Here is a 20,375-nt window from a genome sequence, read left to right on the forward strand (position 1 = left end):
TGCTAGCGCATGCACAAACCTCATTTTGCTGGAAATTGACATGACCGACGCCATCCGCCCCCTGATCGCCGGCAATTGGAAAATGAACGGCCTGAAGGCCCAGGCTGCCGAGTTCGACGCCATGCTCAATGGTGCGGCCGAGGTAACCGGCAAGGCCGATCTGCTGGTCTGTCCGCCTGCGACCCTGATTGCGGCCTTCGCCGACAAGGCGCGCGGCAAGAAAGTCGCGGTAGGCGCCCAGGATTGCCACCCCAAGGCCTCCGGTGCCCATACCGGCGATATCGCCGCCGAAATGCTGGCTGATGCCGGGGCGACCGCCGTCATCGTCGGCCATTCCGAGCGCCGCGCCGACCACGGCGAGGGCGATGCCCTGATCCGGCAGAAGGCCGAGGCCGTCTGGCGCGCCGGTGCGACGGCGATCGTCTGCATCGGCGAGACGCAAGGCCAGCGCGACGCCGGCCAGACCCTGGACATCCTGCGCGGGCAGCTCGCCGGCTCCCTGCCTGATGGCTCGACGGCCGCGAATCTCATCGTGGCCTATGAGCCGGTCTGGGCGATCGGCACCGGGCTCACCCCCACGGCCAAGGATGTCGAGCAGATTCATGGGTTTATCCGGGAGGTCCTGACCTCCAGGTTCAAGACCGACGGGGGGAAGATGCCCATCCTCTACGGCGGCTCGGTCAAGCCCTCGAATGCGGCCGAGCTGATGGCGGTCAAGAACGTCAACGGCGCCCTGGTCGGCGGTGCCAGCCTGAAGGCGGCCGATTTCCTTGCGATCGCCAAGGGCTGCCCCTAGCTAACCTCAATGCGGCTGGTCCGGACCCGATCGGGGGTGGCAATGCCCCCTCTGATCGTGTAACACCGCGCAACTTCAGGAAAACCCGCGAAGCGCGATCGGCCGCCGTCAGGCGCCGCCCGCTTGTGACGGAAGGATACTATGCAGACCGTTGTCATCGTCATCCACCTCATGATCGTCGCCGTCATGATCGGCGCCGTCCTGCTCCAGAAGTCGGAAGGCGGCGGCCTCGGCATGGGCGGCGGCGCAGGCTTCATGTCGAGCCGCGGCACCGCGAACCTCTTGACGCGGACCACCGCGATCCTCGCCGCCGGCTTCTTCCTCACCAGCATGTTCCTGTCCTGGCATGCGGGCTACAGCCGCGCGCCGTCGTCGATCATCGGCACCCCGGCCTCGCAGGGCCAGCCGGCCGGCGGATCGCCAATCGCGCCGCCGACGTCGGGCGGCATCCTGGATTCGCTGAAGAAGGCCGACGAGCAGCAGCAGGCGCCGGCTCCGAGCGGCCCGCAGGTGCCTCGTTCGCAATAAAGCAGGGGGGCCATGCAGGGCGGTGGCTACCGTCCTGCATCAACAATCCCCATCAAGGCACTGTCACCACTCTTAGTTTTGGCTCACCCACAGGCCCGCAAAATCTTTGGGGCGGAATACGAATCGCTTTGGCGAATCGAATTCGAGGGATTAGAGGTTAAGTCCCATGGCGCGGTACATATTCATCACCGGCGGCGTGGTTTCTTCGCTCGGCAAGGGTCTGGCTTCAGCGGCACTCGGTGCGCTGTTGCAAGCCCGGGGCTACAAGGTCCGCCTCCGCAAGCTCGACCCCTATCTCAACCTCGATCCCGGAACGATGTCGCCGTATCAGCACGGCGAAGTGTTCGTGACCGATGACGGCGCGGAGACCGATCTCGATCTCGGTCACTACGAGCGCTTCACCGGCCGTCCTGCGACCAAGCAGGACAACATCACCACGGGGCGCATCTATCAGGACATCATCTCCAAGGAGCGCCGCGGCGATTATCTCGGCGCGACCATCCAGGTGGTTCCGCACGTCACCAACGCGATCAAGGAATTCGTCCTCTCCGGCAATGACGATTACGACTTCGTGCTGGTCGAGATCGGCGGCACCGTCGGCGACATCGAGGGCCTGCCGTTCTTCGAGGCGATCCGCCAGCTCAAGAACGAGCTGCCGCGCGATCACGCCATCTACATCCACCTCACGCTGCTGCCGTACATTCCGAGCGCCGGTGAGTTGAAGACCAAGCCGACGCAGCACTCGGTGAAGGAGCTGCGTTCGATCGGCATTCAGCCGGACATCCTGCTCTGCCGCACCGACCGCGAGATTCCCAAGGAAGAGCGGCGCAAGCTGGGGCTGTTCTGCAACGTGCGTGAAAGCGCCGTGATCGAGGCGCGCGACGCCGACAGCATCTACGCCGTGCCCGAAGCCTACCACGCGGCGGGCCTCGACGACGAAGTGCTTGCCGCCTTCGGCATCGAATCGCGCATCCCGCCGGTGCTCAAGAGCTGGCACCAGATCAACGAACGCATCCGCAATCCCGAGGGCGACGTCACCATCGCCATCGTCGGCAAATATACCGGCATGAAGGATGCGTATAAGTCGCTGATCGAGGCGCTCTCGCATGGCGGCATCGCCAACAAGGTCAAGGTCAACCTCGACTGGATCGAGAGCGAGATCTTCGAGAAGGAAGATCCCGCGCCGTTCCTCGAGCACGTCAACGGCATCCTGGTGCCTGGCGGATTCGGTCAGCGCGGTGCGGAAGGCAAGATCCGCGCGGCGCAGTTCGCGCGCGAACGCGACGTGCCGTATTTCGGCATCTGCTTCGGCATGCAGATGGCGGTGATCGAGGCGGCGCGAAATCTCGTCGGCATCGAGGACGCCAACTCCACCGAGTTCGGCCCGACCAAGGAGCCGCTGGTCGGCCTGATGACGGAGTGGCTGCGCGGCAACGAGCTCGAGAAGCGCTCGCAGGCCGGCGATCTCGGCGGCACGATGCGGCTTGGCGCTTATCCCGCCGCGCTCAACCGCGGCAGCCGCGTCTCGCAGGTCTATGGCGGCGCGACCGAGATTTCCGAGCGCCACCGCCATCGCTACGAGGTCAACACCGCCTACAAGGACCGCCTCGAGCAGCACGGCCTGAAATTCTCAGGCTTGTCTCCGGACGGCGTGCTGCCTGAAATCGTCGAGTACGAGGATCATCCCTGGTTCATCGGCGTCCAGTTCCACCCCGAGCTGAAGTCGCGCCCGTTCGAGCCGCATCCGCTGTTCGCGTCGTTCATCGCGGCGGCAGCGAAGCAGAGCCGGCTCGTCTGATGGATCAGCGCGCGGCGGAGTAGTCGCGTGCATGATGAATCGGCGCCAACGCGACCCGCGCTGATGGTTCGGGCGCAAGGGATCCAGTGATCAGCTTCATCTGCGGCCGCCGCGTCAGCCTGTAGACCGCGGCGGGCGGCACGTTCAGCAGGGCGCGATCCACCAGCTTTGCGCGCAGGCCGAGCCGGTCGAGCACCGGCCGTGGCACCGGGCAGCTCATGCCATAGGTGAACTGGTAGAAGGCGCCGCCGGGGCGGACATAGCTGAACGCGCCGCTGAGGATCGAGATGACCTTGCGCCTCGACATGTTGAGCAGCGGCAGGCCGCTCACGACCGCGCCGACGGGGGCGCCGTCGTAGAGGCGCTCGGTCGCGAGCCGGCCTGCGTCCATCCACAGCACGCGCGACCCGGGAAAGCGCATCTGCAGGACTTTCATGAAGTCGGAGCCGTATTCGATCAGCGTGAGGTCCTGCGGCCGCACGCCGCGTTTGAGCAGCTTGTAGGTGAACGCGCCGGTGCCGGGACCGAGCTCGAGAATCGGTCCCGTCGTTGCACTGATCTCGCGCGTGATGAGATCGGCGAGCGCCGCACCCGATGGTGCGATCGCGCCGACCCGACGCGGGGACGACATCCAGGACAGGAAAAAGGAAAGGAAATCGTTGGGCATGCGCACTCCGGCAACTTGAGTTTGCACCTCGATGGAGGTGCGACGCATGCAATGTCGCGGGAGCGCATTGCGACAGCATTGCGCTGTCGGACGTGAATACGATTGAATCAGCTTTGCCGCACCTCCGGCAGCGTCATCCGGAAACAGGCGCCGCCGTCCGGCCCGTCCGCCACCGAGACGTGGCCGCCATGCAGCTGCACGATCTCCCGCACCATGTTGAGGCCGAGGCCGGCACCGCGATCGAGCGGTGTGAGCCGATAGAACGGCTCGAAGATCTGCTCGCGCTGATCGGGAGGAATGCCGGCCCCTTCATCCGTGACCTCGATGCTCGCGGGCTTGCTGACGCGAATCCCGATCGTGCCGCGACGCGGGCCGTGCTGGATCGCATTCTGCACGAGGTTGGTCAGCGCGCGCTCGAGCGCGGCCGCATCGCCGATCGTCTCAACGGGGTTCGCCGGCGCATCGAGGGCAAGCTCATAGCCAGCTGCGATCGCCAGGGGAGCGAGATCGGCGGCGACACTTTGTGCAACGGCGGCGAGATTGACGCGCGTGAACGGATGGCCGCAGCGGTCGAGCCTCTGGATGTCGAGCAATTGCTCGGCAAGCGTCGCCAGCCGCGCGGCATCCTCCAGCAGGCGGGCCTTGTCCGGCCCGGGACTAAGCGACTCCAGGCGCGTGTTCAGGATCGCGATCGGCGTGCGCAGCTCGTGCGCGGCATCCGCAACGAAGCGCTTGTGGCGGGCATAGCCCTGGTCGAGCCGCGCCAGTGCATCGTTGATCGCGGTCACCAGCGGCATGACCTCCAGCGGAATACGTTCCACCGGCAGCCGCGCGCCGCGCTGGTGGATATCGATGCGCCGGGCCTCGTCCGCCGCGGTATCGAGCCCCCTGAATGCGCGCCGCACGATCATCGGCGTCGCGATGAACGTCGCCGTTCCCATCAGCAGCAGGCCGGGCAGGGCGATGCCGAGGAACGCAAGGGATGTCATGAACAGCGCCTTGGCGCCGGTCAGACGCCCTTGTGTCGCCGTGATGACCTGCAAATTGCCCGCATCGGTGTCGACCCGCTTCAGCCGCGCCGCCGGCTTGCGCGGATCGTCCTGGAACATCTGCCAGCCAAGCCGCGCCTGGCTGATCTGGTCGAGGCCGCTGCCGATCGCGGCGAATTCGGCTGGCACGGCGCCTTCGCTCAGCGAGTGGCCCCGCCGGTCCCGCACGAGGAACCAGAGGTCTGGCGTCTCGCTGCGCAACAACCGCAGCTCGGGCGTCGGCCGCAAGGTCAGTCCGCCTTGTGCATCGCGCGTAAGCGCGCGCTGGACGACATCGATGACGCGGTCCTCGTCGCGCTCGGCCAGCACGAAGCCGGAGGCGCAAAGCCCGGCGAGGACGACGGCAACCAGCGCAACGAGGATCGCGGCCTGAAGCGAGAGGAGGCGCCAGCTCAAGCGCGAGCGCAGGCAATAGGGATCGTCGTGCGTGCTCATGGCGCTCATGGCATTTTCTTCAGGAGATAGCCGACGCCGCGAATGCCGTGGATCTCGATGCCTGCGTCGGCGTCCGCGAGTTTTCGCCTGAGACGCGAGACATGCGTGTCGAGCGCGTTGGACTGGATCTCGTCGTCGAAATTGTAGACCGCCTCTTCCAGCGCCGAGCGCAGCACGGTCCGGCCCAGGCGGCGGACCAATTTTTCGAGCACCAGCAGCTCGCGGCGGGGCAGCTCGAACGGGGTGCCGTCGATGCTGGCCTCGCGATGACCGAGGTCGAAGGCAAGCCGTCCGGCGCGGATGACGTCAGGAGAGAGGCCGGCGGGCCGCCGCAGCACGGCGCGCAGCCGCGCCAGCAACTCCTCGACCGCAAACGGTTTTGCCAGATAATCGTCGGCGCCGCCGTCGAGCCCTGCGATGCGATCGGCGAGCTCGCCGCGGGCAGTCAGGACAATGATCGGCACACCGTCGGCGCGCGCACGGAGCTTTGGGATCAAAGCGAGGCCATCGCCGTCGGGAAGCTGGCGGTCGAGCAGGACGGCGGCATGGACGTCGGCCGAAATGGCTTCCTCCGCCTCGGCCAGCGTCGGAGCATGGTCCACCACCATGTCGTAGCGCTTCAGCGCCGAGGCCAGCGCGCAGGCCATTTCCGCTTCATCCTCGACCAGCAAAATCCGCATGTGACAGGCCCCGAACCGCAACTGCGCCTTTCTAGCGGCCCGATCATTGCGGCAGCATTGCGGGATCTGGCAGTGCCGGAGCTCAAGCCATGCGCAGAACGCCACATGGGGCGGCCGGGCGGGCTCAAGACACCGTCGGGGCCGGCCGCTATAACCGCCGGACCTGTTCAGGGAGGAACATGAATGATCTACGAAATGCGCGTCTATCGCTGTGTCCCCGGCCGGCTGCCGGCGCTGTTGAAGCGGTTCGAGACCGCAACGCTGAAGATCTGGGAGAAGCACGGCATCAAGCAGGCCGGGTTCTTCACGACCGTGATCGGTGAATCCAATCAGGATCTGACCTATTTCCTCGCCTGGGAGTCGCTCGCCGAGCGCGAGACGAAGTGGGGCAAGTTCATCGCCGATCCGGACTGGATGAAAGCTCGTGCCGAGAGCGAAGCCGACGGCCAGATCGTCGCCAACATCGACAGCCAGATCCTGGCGCCGACGGCCTTCTCCGCGGTGAAGTGAGCGCCGGCCGGCGCTGCGCAGCCGCAATGGGAGCCCCGGCGCAACCCTGATATTCTGACCGTCCGGGCCGAATAGGGTTGATCCGACCCTCATCGCGGCTATGGTCGCGCCGAAACGAGGGATTTGCCTTGAGCTCTTCGCATTCAGCGGCGCCGGTCGTCACCATCGGAAAGGTCAAGTTCGGCAATGATCTGCCGATCTCGATCATTGCAGGACCCTGTCAGCTCGAAAGCCGCCAGCATGCGCTGGAGGTCGCCTCCGCGCTGAAGGAGATCGCGGCGCGGCTGAACATCGGCCTCGTCTACAAGACCTCTTTCGACAAGGCCAACCGCACCAGCGCGTCCGCGGCGCGCGGGCTGGGCCTCGCGCAGTCGCTGCCGATCTTCGCCGAGATCCGCTCTTCGCTCGGCCTGCCTGTCCTGACCGACGTGCACGAGGCCACGCAATGCGCCGAGGTGGCGCAGGCCGTGGACATCCTCCAGATTCCCGCTTTCCTCTGCCGGCAGACCGATCTGTTGCTGGCTGCCGCCGCGACCGGCAAGGTCGTCAACGTCAAGAAGGGGCAATTCCTCGCGCCGTGGGACATGGCGAATGTCGTCACGAAGATCACCAGCGCGGATAATCCCAACGTGCTCGTCACCGAGCGCGGCGCTTCCTTCGGCTACAACACGTTGGTCTCCGACATGCGTGCGCTGCCGATCCTGGCGCGCACCACCGGCGCGCCGGTGATCTTCGACGCCACCCATTCGGTGCAGCAGCCGGGCGGGAAGGGGACCTCCTCGGGCGGCGAGCGCGAATTCGTGCCGGTGCTGGCGCGCGCGGCCGTGGCGGTCGGCGTCGCCGGCGTCTTCATCGAGACCCATCCCGACCCCGACCGTGCGCCCTCCGATGGCCCCAACATGGTGCCGCTGCGCGAGTTCGAGGCGCTGATCGCCAGGCTGATGGCGTTCGACGCGCTGGCAAAGAACCCGCGCTGATGCAGCAAGGCGAGGCGCGGCCGCACGATCACGGCCTGCCCACGGCGCTCTACGTCATATCAGGAGCGAGCTTCGCCGCGGCGCTTTCGGCGCGCGCACTCGACCCGGTGTTGCCGCATGTCGCCGAGGATTTCGGCGTCAGCATTGCCACCGCCGCGGGCTTTGCCGCGGTGTTCGCCTTCACCTTCTCGATCATCCAGCCCATTGTCGGCGCCGCCGCCGATCTGTTCGGCAAGACGCGGCTGATGATCGGCTGCCTCGCGCTGCTCGGCCTTGCCAACATCCTGGGCGCGCTCTCGTCCTCGTTCTCGGTTCTGTTTGCGACCCGCATCCTCGCCGGCATCGGCTCCGGCGGCGTGTTTCCGGTGGCGCTCAGCCTGACCAGCGATCTCGTCGGGCCCGAGAAACGTCAGGTCGCGATCAGCCGCACGCTTGCCGGCGCCATGACCGGCAATCTGCTCGGTGCCTCGGCCTCCGGTCTGATCGGCGACTTTCTCGGCTGGCGCGGCGTGCTCGCGGTGCTCGGCGCGCTCGTGATCGTGGCATCGATCGCGGTCGCCGCCGGCTTTCGCGGCGCCAAGGTCAAGCACCCGCCGAAGACGAGCCTGTCGGCGCTGAAGGCCGGCTATCGCACCATCTTCACCAATCCGAACGCCTATGTCTGCTATTCGGCGGTGTTCATCGAAGGCTGCTGCGTGCTCGGCCTGTTTCCCTACATCGCCTCGTTCCTGTTCGAGCTGGGGCAGACCTCGCTGTCGATCGCCGGCATGGTCATCGCCGGCTTTGCGGTCGGCGGCCTGTTCTACACGCTGACGGTGTCGCGTCTGCTGCCGTGGCTCGGCGTCAAGGGCATGATGATCGCAGGCATGACGCTGGTCGCCTCGCAACTCGTCGCCGTCGCGTTCGGTCCGCGCTGGGAAGTGCAGGCGCTGAATCTCATCGTGATGGGATGGGGCTTCTACATCGCCCATGGCTGTCTCCAGGTCTTCGCCAGCGAGCTCTCGGTCGAGGCGCGCGCCACCGCGCTGTCGCTGCATTCGTTCTTTTTCTTCATGGGGCAGACGGTGGGACCGCTCGCCTATGGCTTTGGGCTCCAGCATGCCGGCAAGATGCCGACCCTGTTCGCGAGCGCCGCGATCATGGTCGTGCTGGGCTTCGTCTGCGCTCAATTGCTCAAGGCGCGGGCACCGTCCGACGCGCGCTGACCTGCATTCGGTGACCTAAGCGGCCTCGGCGCCCATCGCGACACACACGCCAAAGTCGATCTGCTGAGCGCGTATTCCAGTGCGATATCGTCGGGTGCCTGGTAAATATGCAACCTTCTGTTGCCTTACAATCACACCGTAGTGGAAATCGCCGACTCATCCGCCGACGAAACCGATCATCAGTGGCTCGCTGGCGGCGAAGCAGCTAGATTTTTCTCGTTTGAAGAATATCTGGCGATTGAGGGCAGCGTAGGGCCCCAGCGGAATTTTTGATGATCCGGGCGGACGGGGTTGGGCCCACGCGCGTGGCGCTGTTCAGCAGGGCTTTTCTGGCCGGCACAGCTCTTGCGGCGGTTGTATTGCTGCCGTCCTTGGCGCGAGCGCAGGTCTGGCAGGACGGCGGCGTCGCCAACGGCAATTACAGCGAGCCAACCAATTGGTCGACTAACACCGTCCCCGACACCGCAGGCGAAACCGCGACCTTTTCCGCCACGGGCACGACGGCCGTCACCGTCACCCTTGGCCCCATCTCACCCCAGTCCTGGATTTTCGACGCTACGTCCCAGGGCTACGCGATAAGCGGTCAGGCAGTGAATTTTGTCACCGGCATCACCAACAATGCCGTCGGCGTCGGCACTTTCATCTCGATCAGCAACAACATGACGGGCGCCACGATCTCGCAGGCAGGGTCCAGCAGGTTGACGCTGTCCGGCACCAACTCGTTCACCACCACGAGCGTTACTGCCGGGACCTTCGTCAACACCGGCACCCTGACGACGTCGCTGACCGTCAGTGCGATCGCGAGCAATCAAGGTACCCTGATCGGCGACATTACCACCACCACCGGTTTCTCCAATGTCCCAGGCGGCATCATCTCTGCGACGACCATTGCCAACAACGGTGGCATCTTCTTCAACAATGGCTCGATCACGACGACCGGCGGCACGACCAATGCCGCGGGCGCCACTTTCAACACGACGGGCACGGTCAACGGCGGGTTGACGAATTCGGGCACGGCCAACGCGAGGGGCGTGTTCAATGACGGCATCACCAATCAAGGCAGCGGCTCCTTCGCGCTGATCAACGATCTCACCACCAACGGTGCGGTGACCAACAACGCGACGTCGAGCCTGGCCGTGCAGTTCGGCAGCTTCACCGGCATCACGACGCTCACGAACAATTCGACCTCGGCCACCGCGGTCCAGGTCTCGGCTGGCCGGACGCTGAGCGCGACCAGCATCATCAACAACGCCGGCACGTTCACCAACGGCGGTACGGTGACGACAACTGCCGGGACGACGAACGCAGCCGGCGGCACCTTCACGACAACTGGAACGGTCAATGGCGGACTGACGAATTCCGGCACGGCGAACGCAGCCGGCACGCTCAACGGCAACGTCGACCATCAAAGCGGTACCTTCACGGTGACCGGTGCGCTCACCGTCAACGGTACCCTTACCACCGGCGCGGCATCCGACCTCATCGTTTCCGGCGGCGATCTCAATGTCACCACGCTGATCAATCAGTCCAACGCGATGGTTCACGCGGTCTGGATCGACGCCGGGCGTACCGTCAATGCCACCACCTTCACGAACTCCGGGGGCCAAGTCAGCGTTTCTGGAGTGCTGAACGCCACCAATACCATCTTGAACGACGGCAAGATGATCATCGACGCCACCGGCACGGTGAATGCGTCGATCAACAGCATCTCCGAATACATCGCGCTCAACGGAACTATCAACGGGAACGTCACGATCTCGGCCCCTAGCCAGTTGAACTCGGGAGGCGGCAGCGTGTCGGGACGCGTGACCCTCGCCACCGCCGGCGCGATCGCCGACGTTGCCGGTGTCGGCGCGAGCTTTGGATCGGTAGCCGGCGTGGCGGGCAGCGTGCTCGATACCGGTGCCTTCACCATGACGGTGGGCGGCGACAATTCATCCTCGACCTTCGCGGGGTCCTTGACCGGGAGTGGCTCCTTCGTGAAGACGGGCTCCGGCATCATGAGCCTGACGGGCGACGGCAGCGCCTATACGGGCACGACCACGGTCAACGGTGGCACGCTCGTTGTCGATGGCTCGATGGCGTCATCGAGCCTCACCACGGTGAACGCGACTGCAGCGCTGGCCGGCATCGGCACGGTGGGGGCGCTCCAGGTCGCCGCGGGTGGCATTTTTTCGCCGGGTGGTGCGGGCGGGCCGGGAACGTCCATGACGGCGGCAAGCCTCGCGATGCAATCAGGGGCCCTGTTCAGTGTTTTCGTCGATCCCGTAACCTCCAGCTTTGCCAATGTGACGGGAAGCGCAACACTTGGCGGCGCCACCGTCGGTGCGCATTTTGTCGCTGGCTCTTACGTCGCCAAGCAGTACACGATCCTGAATGCGGGCAGCATCAGCGGCCATTTCGATCCCATCGTGGCGAACACCGGCCTGCCGTCGGGCTTCCACACGACGCTGAGCTATGACACCACCCATGCTTATCTGAATCTTGCGCTGAACTTCGCGCCGCCGTCCGGCAGCCTCAATGGCAACCAACAGAGCGTCGGCAACGCCATCATCAACTATTTCAACAGCAACGGCACGATCCCGATGGCGTTCGGTGGCCTCACGCCGGTCGGTCTGACCCAGCTCTCTGGCGAGGTCGGCAGCGCCTCGCAGCAGACCACGTTCAACGCGATGAACCAGTTCATGGGCGTGATGACGGATCCGTTCGTGGCCGGCCGTGGCGATCCCGTCGGCGCCGGCGGCGCGCCGAATGCCTTTGCCGAGGAGAGCATGACTTATGCCGCGAAGGGCGTGAGCCGCTCGAAGGGCGAGCGCGACGCCTATGCCGCGATCTACGCCAAGGCACCGCCAATCGTGCCAGGGTTCGAGCAGCGCTGGAGCGTCTGGGCGGCGGGGTTCGGCGGAGCGCAGCAAACCGACGGGAACACCACCATCGGTTCGAACACCACCACAAGCAACCTCTACGGCACCGCGGTCGGCGCGGATTATCGCATCTCCCGCGATACGCTGGTCGGTTTCGCGCTCGCCGGCGGCGGCACCAACTTCACCGTGGCCAATGCGCTCGGCGGCGGCCGCTCCGACCTGTTCCAGGCTGGCGCGTTCTTCCGGCACATCATCGGGCCCGCCTATATCACCGGTGCGCTGGCCTATGGCTGGCAGGACATCACGACCGATCGCACGCTGACGGTTGCTGGCGTCGATCGCTTGCGCGCCGAGTTCAACGCCAACGCCTATTCCGGCCGGCTCGAGGGCGGCTACCGCATCGTCACGCAGGGCGTCGGCTTCACGCCCTATGCCGCGGCCCAGTTCACCACCTTCGACCTGCCGGCTTACGCCGAGCAGGCCATCGTCGGCAGCAACCAGTTTGCGCTGGCCTACAATTCGAAGAGCGTCACCGACACCCGCACTGAGCTCGGCCTGCGCACGGACAAGGCCTTCGCGCAGGCAGATGGCATTGTCACGCTACGCGGCCGCATCGCCTGGGCGCATGATTTCAATCCTGACCGCGCTATCGGGGCCACGTTCCAAACTCTGCCCGGCGCGAGCTTCATCGTAAACGGCGCGCCAATGGCCTCGGACTCCGCGCTGGTGACGGGATCGGTCGAGAAGAAATGGCTGAACGGCTGGTCGGCCGCTGGCACGTTCGAGGGCGAATTCTCGGGCGTCACGCGCTCTTACGCAGGCAAGGGCGTCGTGCGGTACGCGTGGTGATCGCAGCCGCGGGACGCGCGGCTCACCCCCGCCCGCGATAGGGCGCGACGCCTTGCTCCGGCACCCACAGGCCCTTGGGTACGCGGCCGGTCTGCCAGAATACGTCGATCGGGATGCCGCCGCGCGGATACCAGTAGCCGCCGATCCGCAGCCATTTCGGCTTGATCTCGCCGGCGATGCGCTTGCCGATCATCACGGTGCAGTCCTCGTGGAAGGCGCCGTGATTGCGGAAGCTCGCGATGTAGAGTTTTAGCGATTTCGATTCCAGCAGCCACGCATCAGGCGCGTAGTCGATCATCAGATGCGCGAAATCCGGCTGGCCCGTCACCGGGCAGAGCGAGGTGAATTCCGGCACGGTGAAGCGCACCAGATAGTCGGTGCCCTTTTGCGGATTGGGCACGCGGTCGAGCTGGGCGTCTTCCGGTGTGTGCGGCCATTCGACCGCGCGACCGAGCTGGAGGGATTTCTTCGCCATCGTCGTCACATCCTGTTTCGGATGCCGGGATGGACGCAAATGCCGCTGCCGTCAACCGGCCGCGATCGTCTGGATCATGACGATGCGATCGTTGCCGGACTCGCAGCCCCAGAGCTCGCCCGGTCGGCCGTCGAGCTGGCGCACATTGGCGTTGGCCCTGTCGCTGGCGAAGACGTTGAACGTCTCAGTGGCGGGATCGAAGCGCACGATGGCGTTGGCCGAAAAATCCGTCAGCCAGACCTTGTCCTTGTGGTCGACAAAGACGGCGTAGGCGCGGGGACGCTCGCCCGGCAGCTTCCAGCTCTTCCACGAGCCATCGGCGGGATCGTGCACCGAGACATGGCCGCTGTTCCACTCGCTGACCCAGATCCGGCTCTTCGAATCCGACCAGACGCGCCGTGAACCCGCATTCGGTATCGGCGGCTGCACGACGCCGGCATTGCCGCTCGCCAGATCGATCTTGGCGATATAGCTGCCGGCAAGCGAGGCGTACCAGACCTCGCCCTTGGGCGTCACCGTGATGCCATAGGGGCCGACGCCCTTGGGCGCCCTGAACACGTTCATTTCGCCGGACGTCGGTGCGAGGCGGCCGTAATAGCCGGACTGGCCGGTGAACCAGTAGGTGCCTTCCTTGTCGAACACGCCGGTGTTGAGATTGGCCGAGGCGAACTTTTCCGGCAGGCGGAACAGCATGACCTTGAGATCGCCGGGATCGACCCGTGCGATCGCGTTCTGGCCGCCCTCGGTGATCCAGGGCGCGCCATCGGGGCCGACGGTCACGCCATGCGGCGCGGCGCCCTGACCGAGGCCGACCGTCTTGAAACTGCCATCCCGGGGATCGAGCCTGCCGAGCAAGCCCTTGCCCTGCGCCGTGAACCAGACCGAACCGTCAGGGGCAGGTGTCAGATCGTGCAGGCCGATACCGGCACGGATCGGAAAGTATTTTGTCCGGAACGGGCCCTCCTGGGCAAAACTTGGGCGAGCCACGAACAGGGCGGTGCTGGAAGCAAGAAACTGGCGGCGATTCATGGCGTTACCCCGACTGCTTGGGATTGAGGATGCACGCACAGACCGATGCCCTCGACCTTAATCCTGGCGCCTTCACGCGTCAGTCGAAGTGCCACCCTCAAGCGTTCACATTTGCTTGCGGCCCGTGTAAGACCCGCGGCGAACCGATCAGCTCCAACGAACGGAAGTGCACATCATGACCGCCATCATTGACATCATCGGCCGCGAAATCCTCGATAGCCGGGGCAATCCCACCGTCGAGGTCGATGTCGTGCTGGAGGATGGCGCGCTCGGCCGGGCCGCGGTGCCGTCGGGCGCCTCCACGGGTGCCCATGAGGCGGTGGAGCTGCGCGACGGCGACAAGGCGCGCTATCTCGGCAAGGGTGTCAGCAAGGCGGTCGGTGCCGTCAACGGCGAGATCTTCGAGGCCTTGAGCGGTCTCGATGCCGAGCAGCAGGCCCAGATCGACCAGATCATGATCGACCTCGACGGCACGGCGAACAAGAGCCGGCTCGGCGCCAACGCCATCCTCGGCGTCTCGCTCGCCTGCGCCAAGGCGGCCGCGAATTCGCTCGACATGCCGCTCTATCGGTATGTCGGCGGCACCTCGGCACGCCTCTTGCCGGTGCCGATGATGAACATCATCAATGGCGGCGTGCACGCCGACAACCCGATCGACTTCCAGGAGTTCATGATCCTGCCCGTCGGCGCCTCGTCCTTCGCCGAAGGCCTGCGCTACGGCGCTGAGGTCTTCCACACGCTGAAGTCGGAGCTGAAGAAGGCCGGCCACAACACCAATGTCGGCGACGAGGGCGGCTTTGCCCCGAACCTGCCGTCCGCCGATGCCGCGCTGGAATTCGTCATGAACGCGATCGGCAAGGCCGGCTTCAAGGCAGGGACCGACATCGTGCTCGGCCTCGACTGCGCCTCGACCGAGTTTTTCAAGGACGGCAAATACGTCTATGAAGGCGAGGGCAAGACCCGCTCGATCTCCGAGCAGGCCAAGTACCTCGGCGACCTCGTCTCGCGCTATCCGATCGTCACGATCGAGGATGGCATGTCGGAAGACGACATGGACGGCTGGAAGGAGCTGACCGACCTCATCGGCAAGAAGTGCCAGCTGGTTGGCGACGACCTGTTCGTCACCAACGTCAAGCGCCTCGCCGACGGCATCAAGACCGGCCGCGCCAACTCGATCCTGATCAAGGTCAACCAGATCGGCACGCTGACCGAGACGCTCGCCGCCGTCGAGATGGCGCACAAGGCCGGCTACACCTCGGTGATGTCGCACCGCTCCGGCGAGACCGAGGATTCCACCATCGCCGACCTCGCGGTCGCCACCAATTGCGGTCAGATCAAGACCGGCTCCCTTGCTCGTTCCGACCGCACCGCCAAATACAATCAGCTCCTGCGCATCGAGCAGCAGCTCGGCAAGCAGGCGCTGTATGGTGGCAAGGCCGCACTGAAAGCGCTGGCATAAGCCAGCGCTTCGACCCGAGAAAAGACGGACAGGGGAGGATCGACATGAGCGACGGCAAGACCGGACTGCAACTGCGTTCGCTGCTGAAGAAGAGCGGCGAGCTGGAATTGTCCCTCGTGAATGTCCCGACCCCGGAGCCGGCCGACGATGAGGTCGTGGTTCGCGTCGAGGCGACACCGATCAACCCGTCGGACCTTGGACTCCTGATCGGGCCCGCCGATATGTCGGCCGCCAAGGCCTCCGGCACGAAGGAGATGCCGGTCATCACCGCGACGATGCCGGAGGCTGCGATGCGGATGATGGGAGCCCGGCTCGATCAGTCGCTGCCGGTCGGCAACGAGGGCGCCGGCACGGTGATCGGGGCCGGATCGTCGGGTGCCGCGAAGGCGCTGATGGGCAAGACCGTATCGATGATCGGCGGCGCGATGTACACGCAGTACCGCGTGCTGAAGGTCCGCGACGTCATGGAGCTGCCGGCGGGCACCACGGCCGCGGACGGCGCGTCCTGGTTCGTCAATCCGCTGACCGCGCTCGGCATGACCGAGACGATGCGGCGGGAGAACCACAAGGCGCTCGTGCACACCGCCGCCGCCTCCAATCTCGGCCAGATGCTCAACAAGATCTGCATCAAGGACGGCATCGGCCTCGTCAACATCGTCCGGAGCAAAGAGCAGGCCGATATCCTGTACAAGATCGGCGCCAAGCACGTCGTGGATTCCAGCGCGGCGAGCTTCACCGAGGATCTCACCAATGCGCTGGTCGAGACCGGCGCCACGATCGCCTTCGATGCCATCGGCGGCGGCAAGCTGGCCAGCCAGATTCTGACCGCCATGGAAGTTGCCGCCAACAAGACGGCGAAGGAATACAGCCGCTACGGCTCCAACGTGTACAAGCAGATCTATATTTACGGCAGCCTCGACAACCGTCCGACCGAATTGAGCCGGTCGTTCGGACTGACCTGGGGCGTCGGCGGCTGGCTGCTGACGCCGTTCCTCCAGAACATCGGTCCGGCCGAGATCGGTCGCCTGCGCCAGCGCGTCGCGTCCGAGCTCAAGACCACCTTCGCCAGTCACTACACCAAGGTGGTGTCGCTGACCGAGGTGCTCGATCCCGCCAACATCGCGGTGTACGCCAAACGCGCCACCGGCGAAAAATTCCTCATCAATCCAAATAAATAATCGTGATCTGCGACCGCAGGTCACCGAAGGAAGGTCTTGCCTTCTGAGCGAAGCCGGAGATTATTCCGCCGCCATTTGAACGCGGAAAAAACCGCGGGGCGCTCAGAAGGGGACCTCTCCATGACTGATCTCAATCGCCGTCATTTGCTCACGGGCGCCGCTGCACTCGGTGCGGCTGCCGTATCCGGCTTCGGGCCGACCGCGGCCAATGCCTCAGTGCCGCCGACCGGCACGCAAGCGCCGGGCTTCTATCGCTACAAGGTCGGCAGCTACGAGTGCACCTCGATCAATGACGGTGCGCGCACCTTCCCGATGCCGGATAAGTTCGTCGCCAACATACCGAAGGACGAGGCGCTGGCGGCGGGTGAGGCGGCTTACATGCCGAAGGGCATGGTCACGATTCCGTTCAACCCGCAGCTCATCAATACCGGCTCGAAGCTCGTCCTGATCGACACGGGAAACGGCATTGCCAATCTCGAGGCGAGCAAAGGCGCTGTCGGCCGCACATTGCAGAACCTCCAGGCTGCTGGCGTCGACCCCAAGAACGTCGACGTTGTGCTGCTGTCGCATATGCATGGCGACCACATCAACGGCATTCGCCTGGCCGACGGCGCGTTGGCCTTTCCGAATGCGGAGATCATGGTGCCCGGCCAGGAGTGGGAGTTCTGGGCCAGTGAGGAGAACGCTGCCAAGGCCGAGTCCAATCAGGCGCTGAAGAACAATTTCGCCAACGTGAAGAAGATCTTCGCTGGCCTCGAGTCGAAGGTGACGAAGTACGAGTGGGGCAAGGAGGTCGCGCCGGGCATCACCTCGATCGCAACTCCGGGGCACACGCCGGGCCACACCTCGTTCGCGGTCGCATCGGGCGATGCCAAGGTGCTGATCCAATCCGACGTCACCAACATCCCGGAATTCTTCCTGCGCAATCCCGACTGGCACGTGATTTTCGACATGGATGCAGCGATGGCGCAAGCGACGCGCCACAAGTTCTACGACATGGCGGCGGCGGAGAAAGCGACCGTGGTCGGCTTCCACTTCACGTTCCCGTCGGTCGGTCATGTCGTGAAGGACGGCGCCAAATACCGCCTGGTCCCGTCGGCGTGGAATCCGACGATCTGATCGGGGTTAGCCGTTCGTGCGAAAGATCGGGCCGCCGCTTGGCGGCCTGATTTTTTGGAACGAATGTCGCGGATCAATCGTAGCCCGGATGGTGCGCAGCGTAATCCGGGACCAGCGTAGCTTGGGGCAGGGCCCTGGATTGCGCTGCGCTCCATCCAGGCTACGTCCCAAACATCTGCTTTCGCGAAACACAGCGTTTCCAAATCGGGCCGGTTCATGCACTTGCATTAAATGATCCGGATCGCTTAAGTGCCGCCCGGCACTCCAGCTCAAGCCCTCAAGGACAATCCATGGCCTACAACATCGTCACGATCGCCGGCAGCCTGCGCAAGGACAGCTTCTCGCTGAAGATCGCCAATGCGCTGGCCAAGCTTGCGCCAGCCTCGCTCAAGCTCGAAGTCGTCACGCCGGCCGGCATCTCGTTCTTCAACCAGGACCTCGAGGGCGCGCCGCCCGCGGACTGGCTGGCCTTCCGCGACAAGCTCCAGAAGTCGGACGGCGTCATCTTCGTCACCCCCGAATACAATCGCGCCATCCCGGGCGTGCTGAAGAATGCCATCGACGTTGCCTCGCGGCCCTACGGCAAGAGCTCGTTCAACGGCAAGCCGGTCGGCATCGTCTCGAACTCGCCGGGCCCGCTCGGCGGCGTCAGCGCCGCAAAGACTCTACAGAACATCCTGCCGGGCATTGCGGGCCCGATCATGCAGCAGCCGGAGATCTATCTGAACGCAGTCGGCGATGCCTTCGACGCCGGAGGTAACCTCACCAAGGACTCGCTGAAGCCCGTGCTCCAGGCCTATATCGACGCCTTCGCCGCGCATGTGACTAAGCACCACGGCTGAGGCGAAACACGCTCCGTCATGGCCGGGCTCGTCCCGGCCATCCACGTCCTTGCGGACACCAAGAACGTGGATGCTCGGGCCTTCGCCGCGCCGAAGCGTCGGCCGCGCAGGCGGGGCAAAGCCCGGGCATGACGATCGTCGGCAGGGGCAATTAATACCGCCTTAACCAACCTGTCCCATCTTCCCAAGATGGTCTCCCGCGCGCGCCTGAAATCGATCCTGACCGGTCTTGCCCTCTACGCGATGGCGGCCGCCATCGTCGGCTATTTCGGCGTCAACGCCTATACTGGCAAATACGGCCTCAACGCCCGTCAGGAGCTCGACCAGGAGATCATCGCGCTGACCAGCGAACTGGCCCAGCTCAAGCGTGAGCGCGCCAGGAGCGAGCAGCGGGTGTCGCTGCTGCGGTCCGAGAGGATCGACCCCGACATGCTGGACGAGCGGGCGCGCTTCCAGCTCGACTACGTCAATCCGCGCGATCTCGTTCGGATGATCCCCGCGCATTAGCGCTTTCCGCAGCTTTCGAAACCGACAACGAAAGCCGCTGCCGAAATCCGACCACAGTGCCTTTCCTCCTGCGAAGGTCGTAAGTCCGGAACCGGGCGGCCGCCTTGACGGCAGTGCCGCGGCGGGCCCATGGCTTCTGGTGGCACTCTTCCGAAGTTGACGCAGATCAAGCGGGCAGGGCCGGCACGTTCTAGTCTGTCATCCGGAGGAAACAGTGATGAATGGGTCAATGCCCCGGCATCACGCGGCCCGTGTCGAGGCCGCCATCGCGTCAGGCCAGGCGGCACGATCCGCGCTTGTGGCCTCGTGGCGCCGTTCGTCCAGATTGCATCATCTCGATCCCGGCGGCCGCACCTCGCCGATGCGGCTGACCGAAGCCGAATTGCATCAGGCGCGCGAGCGCATCGCGCCGCTGCTGGCGGCGGCGCAAGGCGCGATGGACCGGCTCTATCAGGCCGTCGGCGCGAGCGGCTGCTGCGTGCTGCTCGCCGACGGCGAGGGCGTGCCGGTCGATCGTCGCGGCACGGCGGCGGACGATGCGACGTTTCAATCCTGGGGGCTGTGGACCGGTGCGCTCTGGAGCGAGGAGCACGAAGGCACCAACGGCATCGGCACCTGCCTCGTCGAGCAGCGTCCGCTGACGATCGACCGCGACCAGCATTTCTTCACCCGCAACACGCTTTTGAGCTGCACCGCCGTTCCGATCTACGACCATGAAGCGGCGCTTGCGGGCGTGCTCGACGTCTCCTCCTGCCGCGCCGATCGCACCGACGCGTTTTCCAGTCTGATCGCGCTTGCGACGGGCGAGGCGGCCAAGCGTATCGAGGCCGATCTGTTCCGCACGGCGTTCAGCCATGCCCGCATCGTCTTGACCCAAGCTGCGGACGGTCAATGCGGAGGCCTTATTGCGGTCGATGCGGACGATCTCGTGATCGGCGCAACCCGCTCCGCCCGGGCTGCGCTCGGAATCGCGCCCGGCCGGGCCTTGCAGCCGGTGCCCGCGGCCGATCTGCTCGGCGGCGATACCGCGCGCGATCATCTCGCCGGCGGGCAGCGCGCGGTGGTGCAGCGGGCGCTGCTTCGCGCCGGCGGCAATGTCTCGGCGGCCGCCAAGGCCCTCGGCGTCAGCCGCGCCACGCTGCACAGAAAGCTCAAGCGGTTCGAACTGAACCACTGAGCCGCGCTGCTACCTCAATCATCATTGCGGTGTTGATGCCGCGCGCTCGGCACTCCAGGCTCGTGCCCGGACGCAGCGCGTCGCTCTTTTTGCGACGTGGTGCGAGAGTGACGCGGCCCGCGACTGTCGCAGAACTGCGACAGGTCGGCCCCGCCATCGCTCCCATCGGGGCTGACAGAAAACACCTCCCGCGACATCGTCCGCGCAAGTCGCGAGTCACGCGACGAATTG

Annotated in this window: 18 protein-coding genes; 13 read left to right on the forward strand and 5 right to left on the reverse strand. The window is 65.2% G+C overall.

Annotated features, from left to right (window positions below; genetic code table 11):
- Nucleotides 1-40 precede the first annotated feature (40 nt).
- The 3 genes from tpiA (at nucleotide 41) to GGD67_RS24615 (ending at nucleotide 3,122) form a co-directional block, all read left to right on the forward strand.
- Nucleotides 41-796, forward strand: coding sequence for a triose-phosphate isomerase (gene tpiA, locus GGD67_RS24605; RefSeq protein ID WP_179736456.1), 756 nt, complete (start codon nucleotides 41-43; stop codon nucleotides 794-796).
- A 141-nt stretch (nucleotides 797-937) separates the two neighbouring features.
- Nucleotides 938-1,324 (forward strand): preprotein translocase subunit SecG, encoded by a 387-nt coding sequence (secG, locus tag GGD67_RS24610; protein WP_018320274.1) that lies wholly within the window; start codon nucleotides 938-940, stop codon nucleotides 1,322-1,324.
- 166 nt (nucleotides 1,325-1,490) lie between these two features.
- Nucleotides 1,491-3,122, forward strand: a complete 1,632-nt coding sequence (locus GGD67_RS24615; protein ID WP_179736458.1) for a CTP synthase — start codon at nucleotides 1,491-1,493, stop codon at nucleotides 3,120-3,122.
- A gap of 4 nt (nucleotides 3,123-3,126) precedes the next feature.
- Here GGD67_RS24615 and GGD67_RS24620 read toward each other — a convergent pair whose 3' ends face one another.
- The 3 genes from GGD67_RS24620 to GGD67_RS24630 form a co-directional block, all read right to left on the reverse strand.
- Nucleotides 3,127-3,789, reverse strand: a complete 663-nt coding sequence (locus tag GGD67_RS24620) for a class I SAM-dependent methyltransferase (RefSeq protein ID WP_179736460.1) — start codon at nucleotides 3,787-3,789, stop codon at nucleotides 3,127-3,129.
- A gap of 107 nt (nucleotides 3,790-3,896) precedes the next feature.
- The gene (locus GGD67_RS24625; protein WP_179736755.1) at nucleotides 3,897-5,273 is read right to left on the reverse strand and encodes a HAMP domain-containing sensor histidine kinase; all 1,377 of its coding nucleotides are present in this window, start codon (nucleotides 5,271-5,273) and stop codon (nucleotides 3,897-3,899) included.
- A gap of 5 nt (nucleotides 5,274-5,278) precedes the next feature.
- Nucleotides 5,279-5,953 (reverse strand): response regulator transcription factor, encoded by a 675-nt coding sequence (locus tag GGD67_RS24630; protein WP_179736462.1) that lies wholly within the window; start codon nucleotides 5,951-5,953, stop codon nucleotides 5,279-5,281.
- A gap of 183 nt (nucleotides 5,954-6,136) precedes the next feature.
- Here GGD67_RS24630 and GGD67_RS24635 point away from each other — a divergent pair, with 183 nt between their 5' ends.
- The 4 genes from GGD67_RS24635 (at nucleotide 6,137) to GGD67_RS39465 (ending at nucleotide 12,358) form a co-directional block, all read left to right on the forward strand.
- Nucleotides 6,137-6,463: an NIPSNAP family protein gene (locus tag GGD67_RS24635; RefSeq protein WP_179736464.1), complete on the forward strand. Its 327-nt coding sequence runs from the start codon at nucleotides 6,137-6,139 to the stop codon at nucleotides 6,461-6,463.
- A 128-nt stretch (nucleotides 6,464-6,591) separates the two neighbouring features.
- Nucleotides 6,592-7,440: a 3-deoxy-8-phosphooctulonate synthase gene (gene kdsA / locus GGD67_RS24640; RefSeq protein ID WP_179736466.1), complete on the forward strand. Its 849-nt coding sequence runs from the start codon at nucleotides 6,592-6,594 to the stop codon at nucleotides 7,438-7,440.
- The gene (locus GGD67_RS24645; RefSeq protein WP_092256975.1) at nucleotides 7,440-8,645 is read left to right on the forward strand and encodes an MFS transporter; all 1,206 of its coding nucleotides are present in this window, start codon (nucleotides 7,440-7,442) and stop codon (nucleotides 8,643-8,645) included. Before kdsA ends, GGD67_RS24645 begins: the two co-directional genes overlap by 1 nt.
- Before the next feature lie 272 nt (nucleotides 8,646-8,917).
- Nucleotides 8,918-12,358 (forward strand): autotransporter domain-containing protein, encoded by a 3,441-nt coding sequence (locus GGD67_RS39465; RefSeq protein ID WP_246784357.1) that lies wholly within the window; start codon nucleotides 8,918-8,920, stop codon nucleotides 12,356-12,358.
- 22 nt (nucleotides 12,359-12,380) lie between these two features.
- Here GGD67_RS39465 and queF read toward each other — a convergent pair whose 3' ends face one another.
- Both queF and GGD67_RS24660 read right to left on the reverse strand, forming a co-directional pair.
- Nucleotides 12,381-12,833 carry a preQ(1) synthase gene (gene queF, locus GGD67_RS24655; protein WP_177237123.1) on the reverse strand — a complete coding sequence of 151 codons (453 nt, stop codon included), beginning with the start codon at nucleotides 12,831-12,833 and terminating at the stop codon, nucleotides 12,381-12,383.
- Nucleotides 12,834-12,884: 51 nt separating this feature from the next.
- Nucleotides 12,885-13,862, reverse strand: coding sequence for a lyase (locus GGD67_RS24660; RefSeq protein WP_179736468.1), 978 nt, complete (start codon nucleotides 13,860-13,862; stop codon nucleotides 12,885-12,887).
- Between the two features lie 175 nt (nucleotides 13,863-14,037).
- Here GGD67_RS24660 and eno point away from each other — a divergent pair, with 175 nt between their 5' ends.
- From eno to GGD67_RS24690, 6 genes are all read left to right on the forward strand, one after another.
- Entirely contained in the window at nucleotides 14,038-15,321 is a 1,284-nt protein-coding gene (eno, locus tag GGD67_RS24665; protein WP_179736470.1) for a phosphopyruvate hydratase, read from the forward strand.
- 44 nt (nucleotides 15,322-15,365) lie between these two features.
- On the forward strand, nucleotides 15,366-16,499 hold the full coding sequence (locus GGD67_RS24670; protein WP_179736472.1) for a zinc-binding dehydrogenase: 1,134 nt from the start codon (nucleotides 15,366-15,368) through the stop codon (nucleotides 16,497-16,499).
- 120 nt (nucleotides 16,500-16,619) lie between these two features.
- Nucleotides 16,620-17,618: an MBL fold metallo-hydrolase gene (locus tag GGD67_RS24675; RefSeq protein ID WP_179736474.1), complete on the forward strand. Its 999-nt coding sequence runs from the start codon at nucleotides 16,620-16,622 to the stop codon at nucleotides 17,616-17,618.
- A 290-nt stretch (nucleotides 17,619-17,908) separates the two neighbouring features.
- Nucleotides 17,909-18,460 carry an NADPH-dependent FMN reductase gene (locus GGD67_RS24680; RefSeq protein WP_018320285.1) on the forward strand — a complete coding sequence of 184 codons (552 nt, stop codon included), beginning with the start codon at nucleotides 17,909-17,911 and terminating at the stop codon, nucleotides 18,458-18,460.
- A gap of 189 nt (nucleotides 18,461-18,649) precedes the next feature.
- Nucleotides 18,650-18,967, forward strand: coding sequence for a septum formation initiator family protein (locus GGD67_RS24685; RefSeq protein ID WP_018320286.1), 318 nt, complete (start codon nucleotides 18,650-18,652; stop codon nucleotides 18,965-18,967).
- Nucleotides 18,968-19,184: 217 nt separating this feature from the next.
- Complete coding sequence (locus GGD67_RS24690) at nucleotides 19,185-20,144, forward strand: GAF domain-containing protein (RefSeq protein WP_179736476.1); 960 nt, start codon at nucleotides 19,185-19,187, stop codon at nucleotides 20,142-20,144.
- The last annotated feature ends 231 nt before the right edge of the window (nucleotides 20,145-20,375 follow it).

The sequence above is a fragment of the Bradyrhizobium sp. IAR9 genome, assembly GCF_013408065.1.
In the GTDB taxonomy this organism is placed as follows: domain Bacteria; phylum Pseudomonadota; class Alphaproteobacteria; order Rhizobiales; family Xanthobacteraceae; genus Bradyrhizobium.

Excerpts from the sequence above, each read along its gene's own strand:
- GGD67_RS24675 (WP_179736474.1), top strand. The coding sequence starts at position 16,620 with ATGACTGATCTCAATCGCCGTCATTTGCTCACGGGCGCCGCTGCACTC.
- GGD67_RS24690 (WP_179736476.1), top strand. The coding sequence starts at position 19,185 with ATGAATGGGTCAATGCCCCGGCATCACGCGGCCCGTGTCGAGGCCGCC.
- queF (WP_177237123.1), bottom strand. The coding sequence starts at position 12,833 with ATGGCGAAGAAATCCCTCCAGCTCGGTCGCGCGGTCGAATGGCCGCAC.
- tpiA (WP_179736456.1), top strand. The coding sequence starts at position 41 with ATGACCGACGCCATCCGCCCCCTGATCGCCGGCAATTGGAAAATGAAC.
- GGD67_RS24680 (WP_018320285.1), top strand. The coding sequence starts at position 17,909 with ATGGCCTACAACATCGTCACGATCGCCGGCAGCCTGCGCAAGGACAGC.
- GGD67_RS24660 (WP_179736468.1), bottom strand. The coding sequence starts at position 13,862 with ATGAATCGCCGCCAGTTTCTTGCTTCCAGCACCGCCCTGTTCGTGGCT.
- GGD67_RS24685 (WP_018320286.1), top strand. The coding sequence starts at position 18,650 with ATGGTCTCCCGCGCGCGCCTGAAATCGATCCTGACCGGTCTTGCCCTC.
- secG (WP_018320274.1), top strand. The coding sequence starts at position 938 with ATGCAGACCGTTGTCATCGTCATCCACCTCATGATCGTCGCCGTCATG.
- GGD67_RS24635 (WP_179736464.1), top strand. The coding sequence starts at position 6,137 with ATGATCTACGAAATGCGCGTCTATCGCTGTGTCCCCGGCCGGCTGCCG.
- GGD67_RS24645 (WP_092256975.1), top strand. The coding sequence starts at position 7,440 with ATGCAGCAAGGCGAGGCGCGGCCGCACGATCACGGCCTGCCCACGGCG.
- GGD67_RS39465 (WP_246784357.1), top strand. The coding sequence starts at position 8,918 with ATGATCCGGGCGGACGGGGTTGGGCCCACGCGCGTGGCGCTGTTCAGC.
- GGD67_RS24625 (WP_179736755.1), bottom strand. The coding sequence starts at position 5,273 with ATGAGCACGCACGACGATCCCTATTGCCTGCGCTCGCGCTTGAGCTGG.
- eno (WP_179736470.1), top strand. The coding sequence starts at position 14,038 with ATGACCGCCATCATTGACATCATCGGCCGCGAAATCCTCGATAGCCGG.
- GGD67_RS24670 (WP_179736472.1), top strand. The coding sequence starts at position 15,366 with ATGAGCGACGGCAAGACCGGACTGCAACTGCGTTCGCTGCTGAAGAAG.
- GGD67_RS24630 (WP_179736462.1), bottom strand. The coding sequence starts at position 5,953 with ATGCGGATTTTGCTGGTCGAGGATGAAGCGGAAATGGCCTGCGCGCTG.
- GGD67_RS24620 (WP_179736460.1), bottom strand. The coding sequence starts at position 3,789 with ATGCCCAACGATTTCCTTTCCTTTTTCCTGTCCTGGATGTCGTCCCCG.
- GGD67_RS24615 (WP_179736458.1), top strand. The coding sequence starts at position 1,491 with ATGGCGCGGTACATATTCATCACCGGCGGCGTGGTTTCTTCGCTCGGC.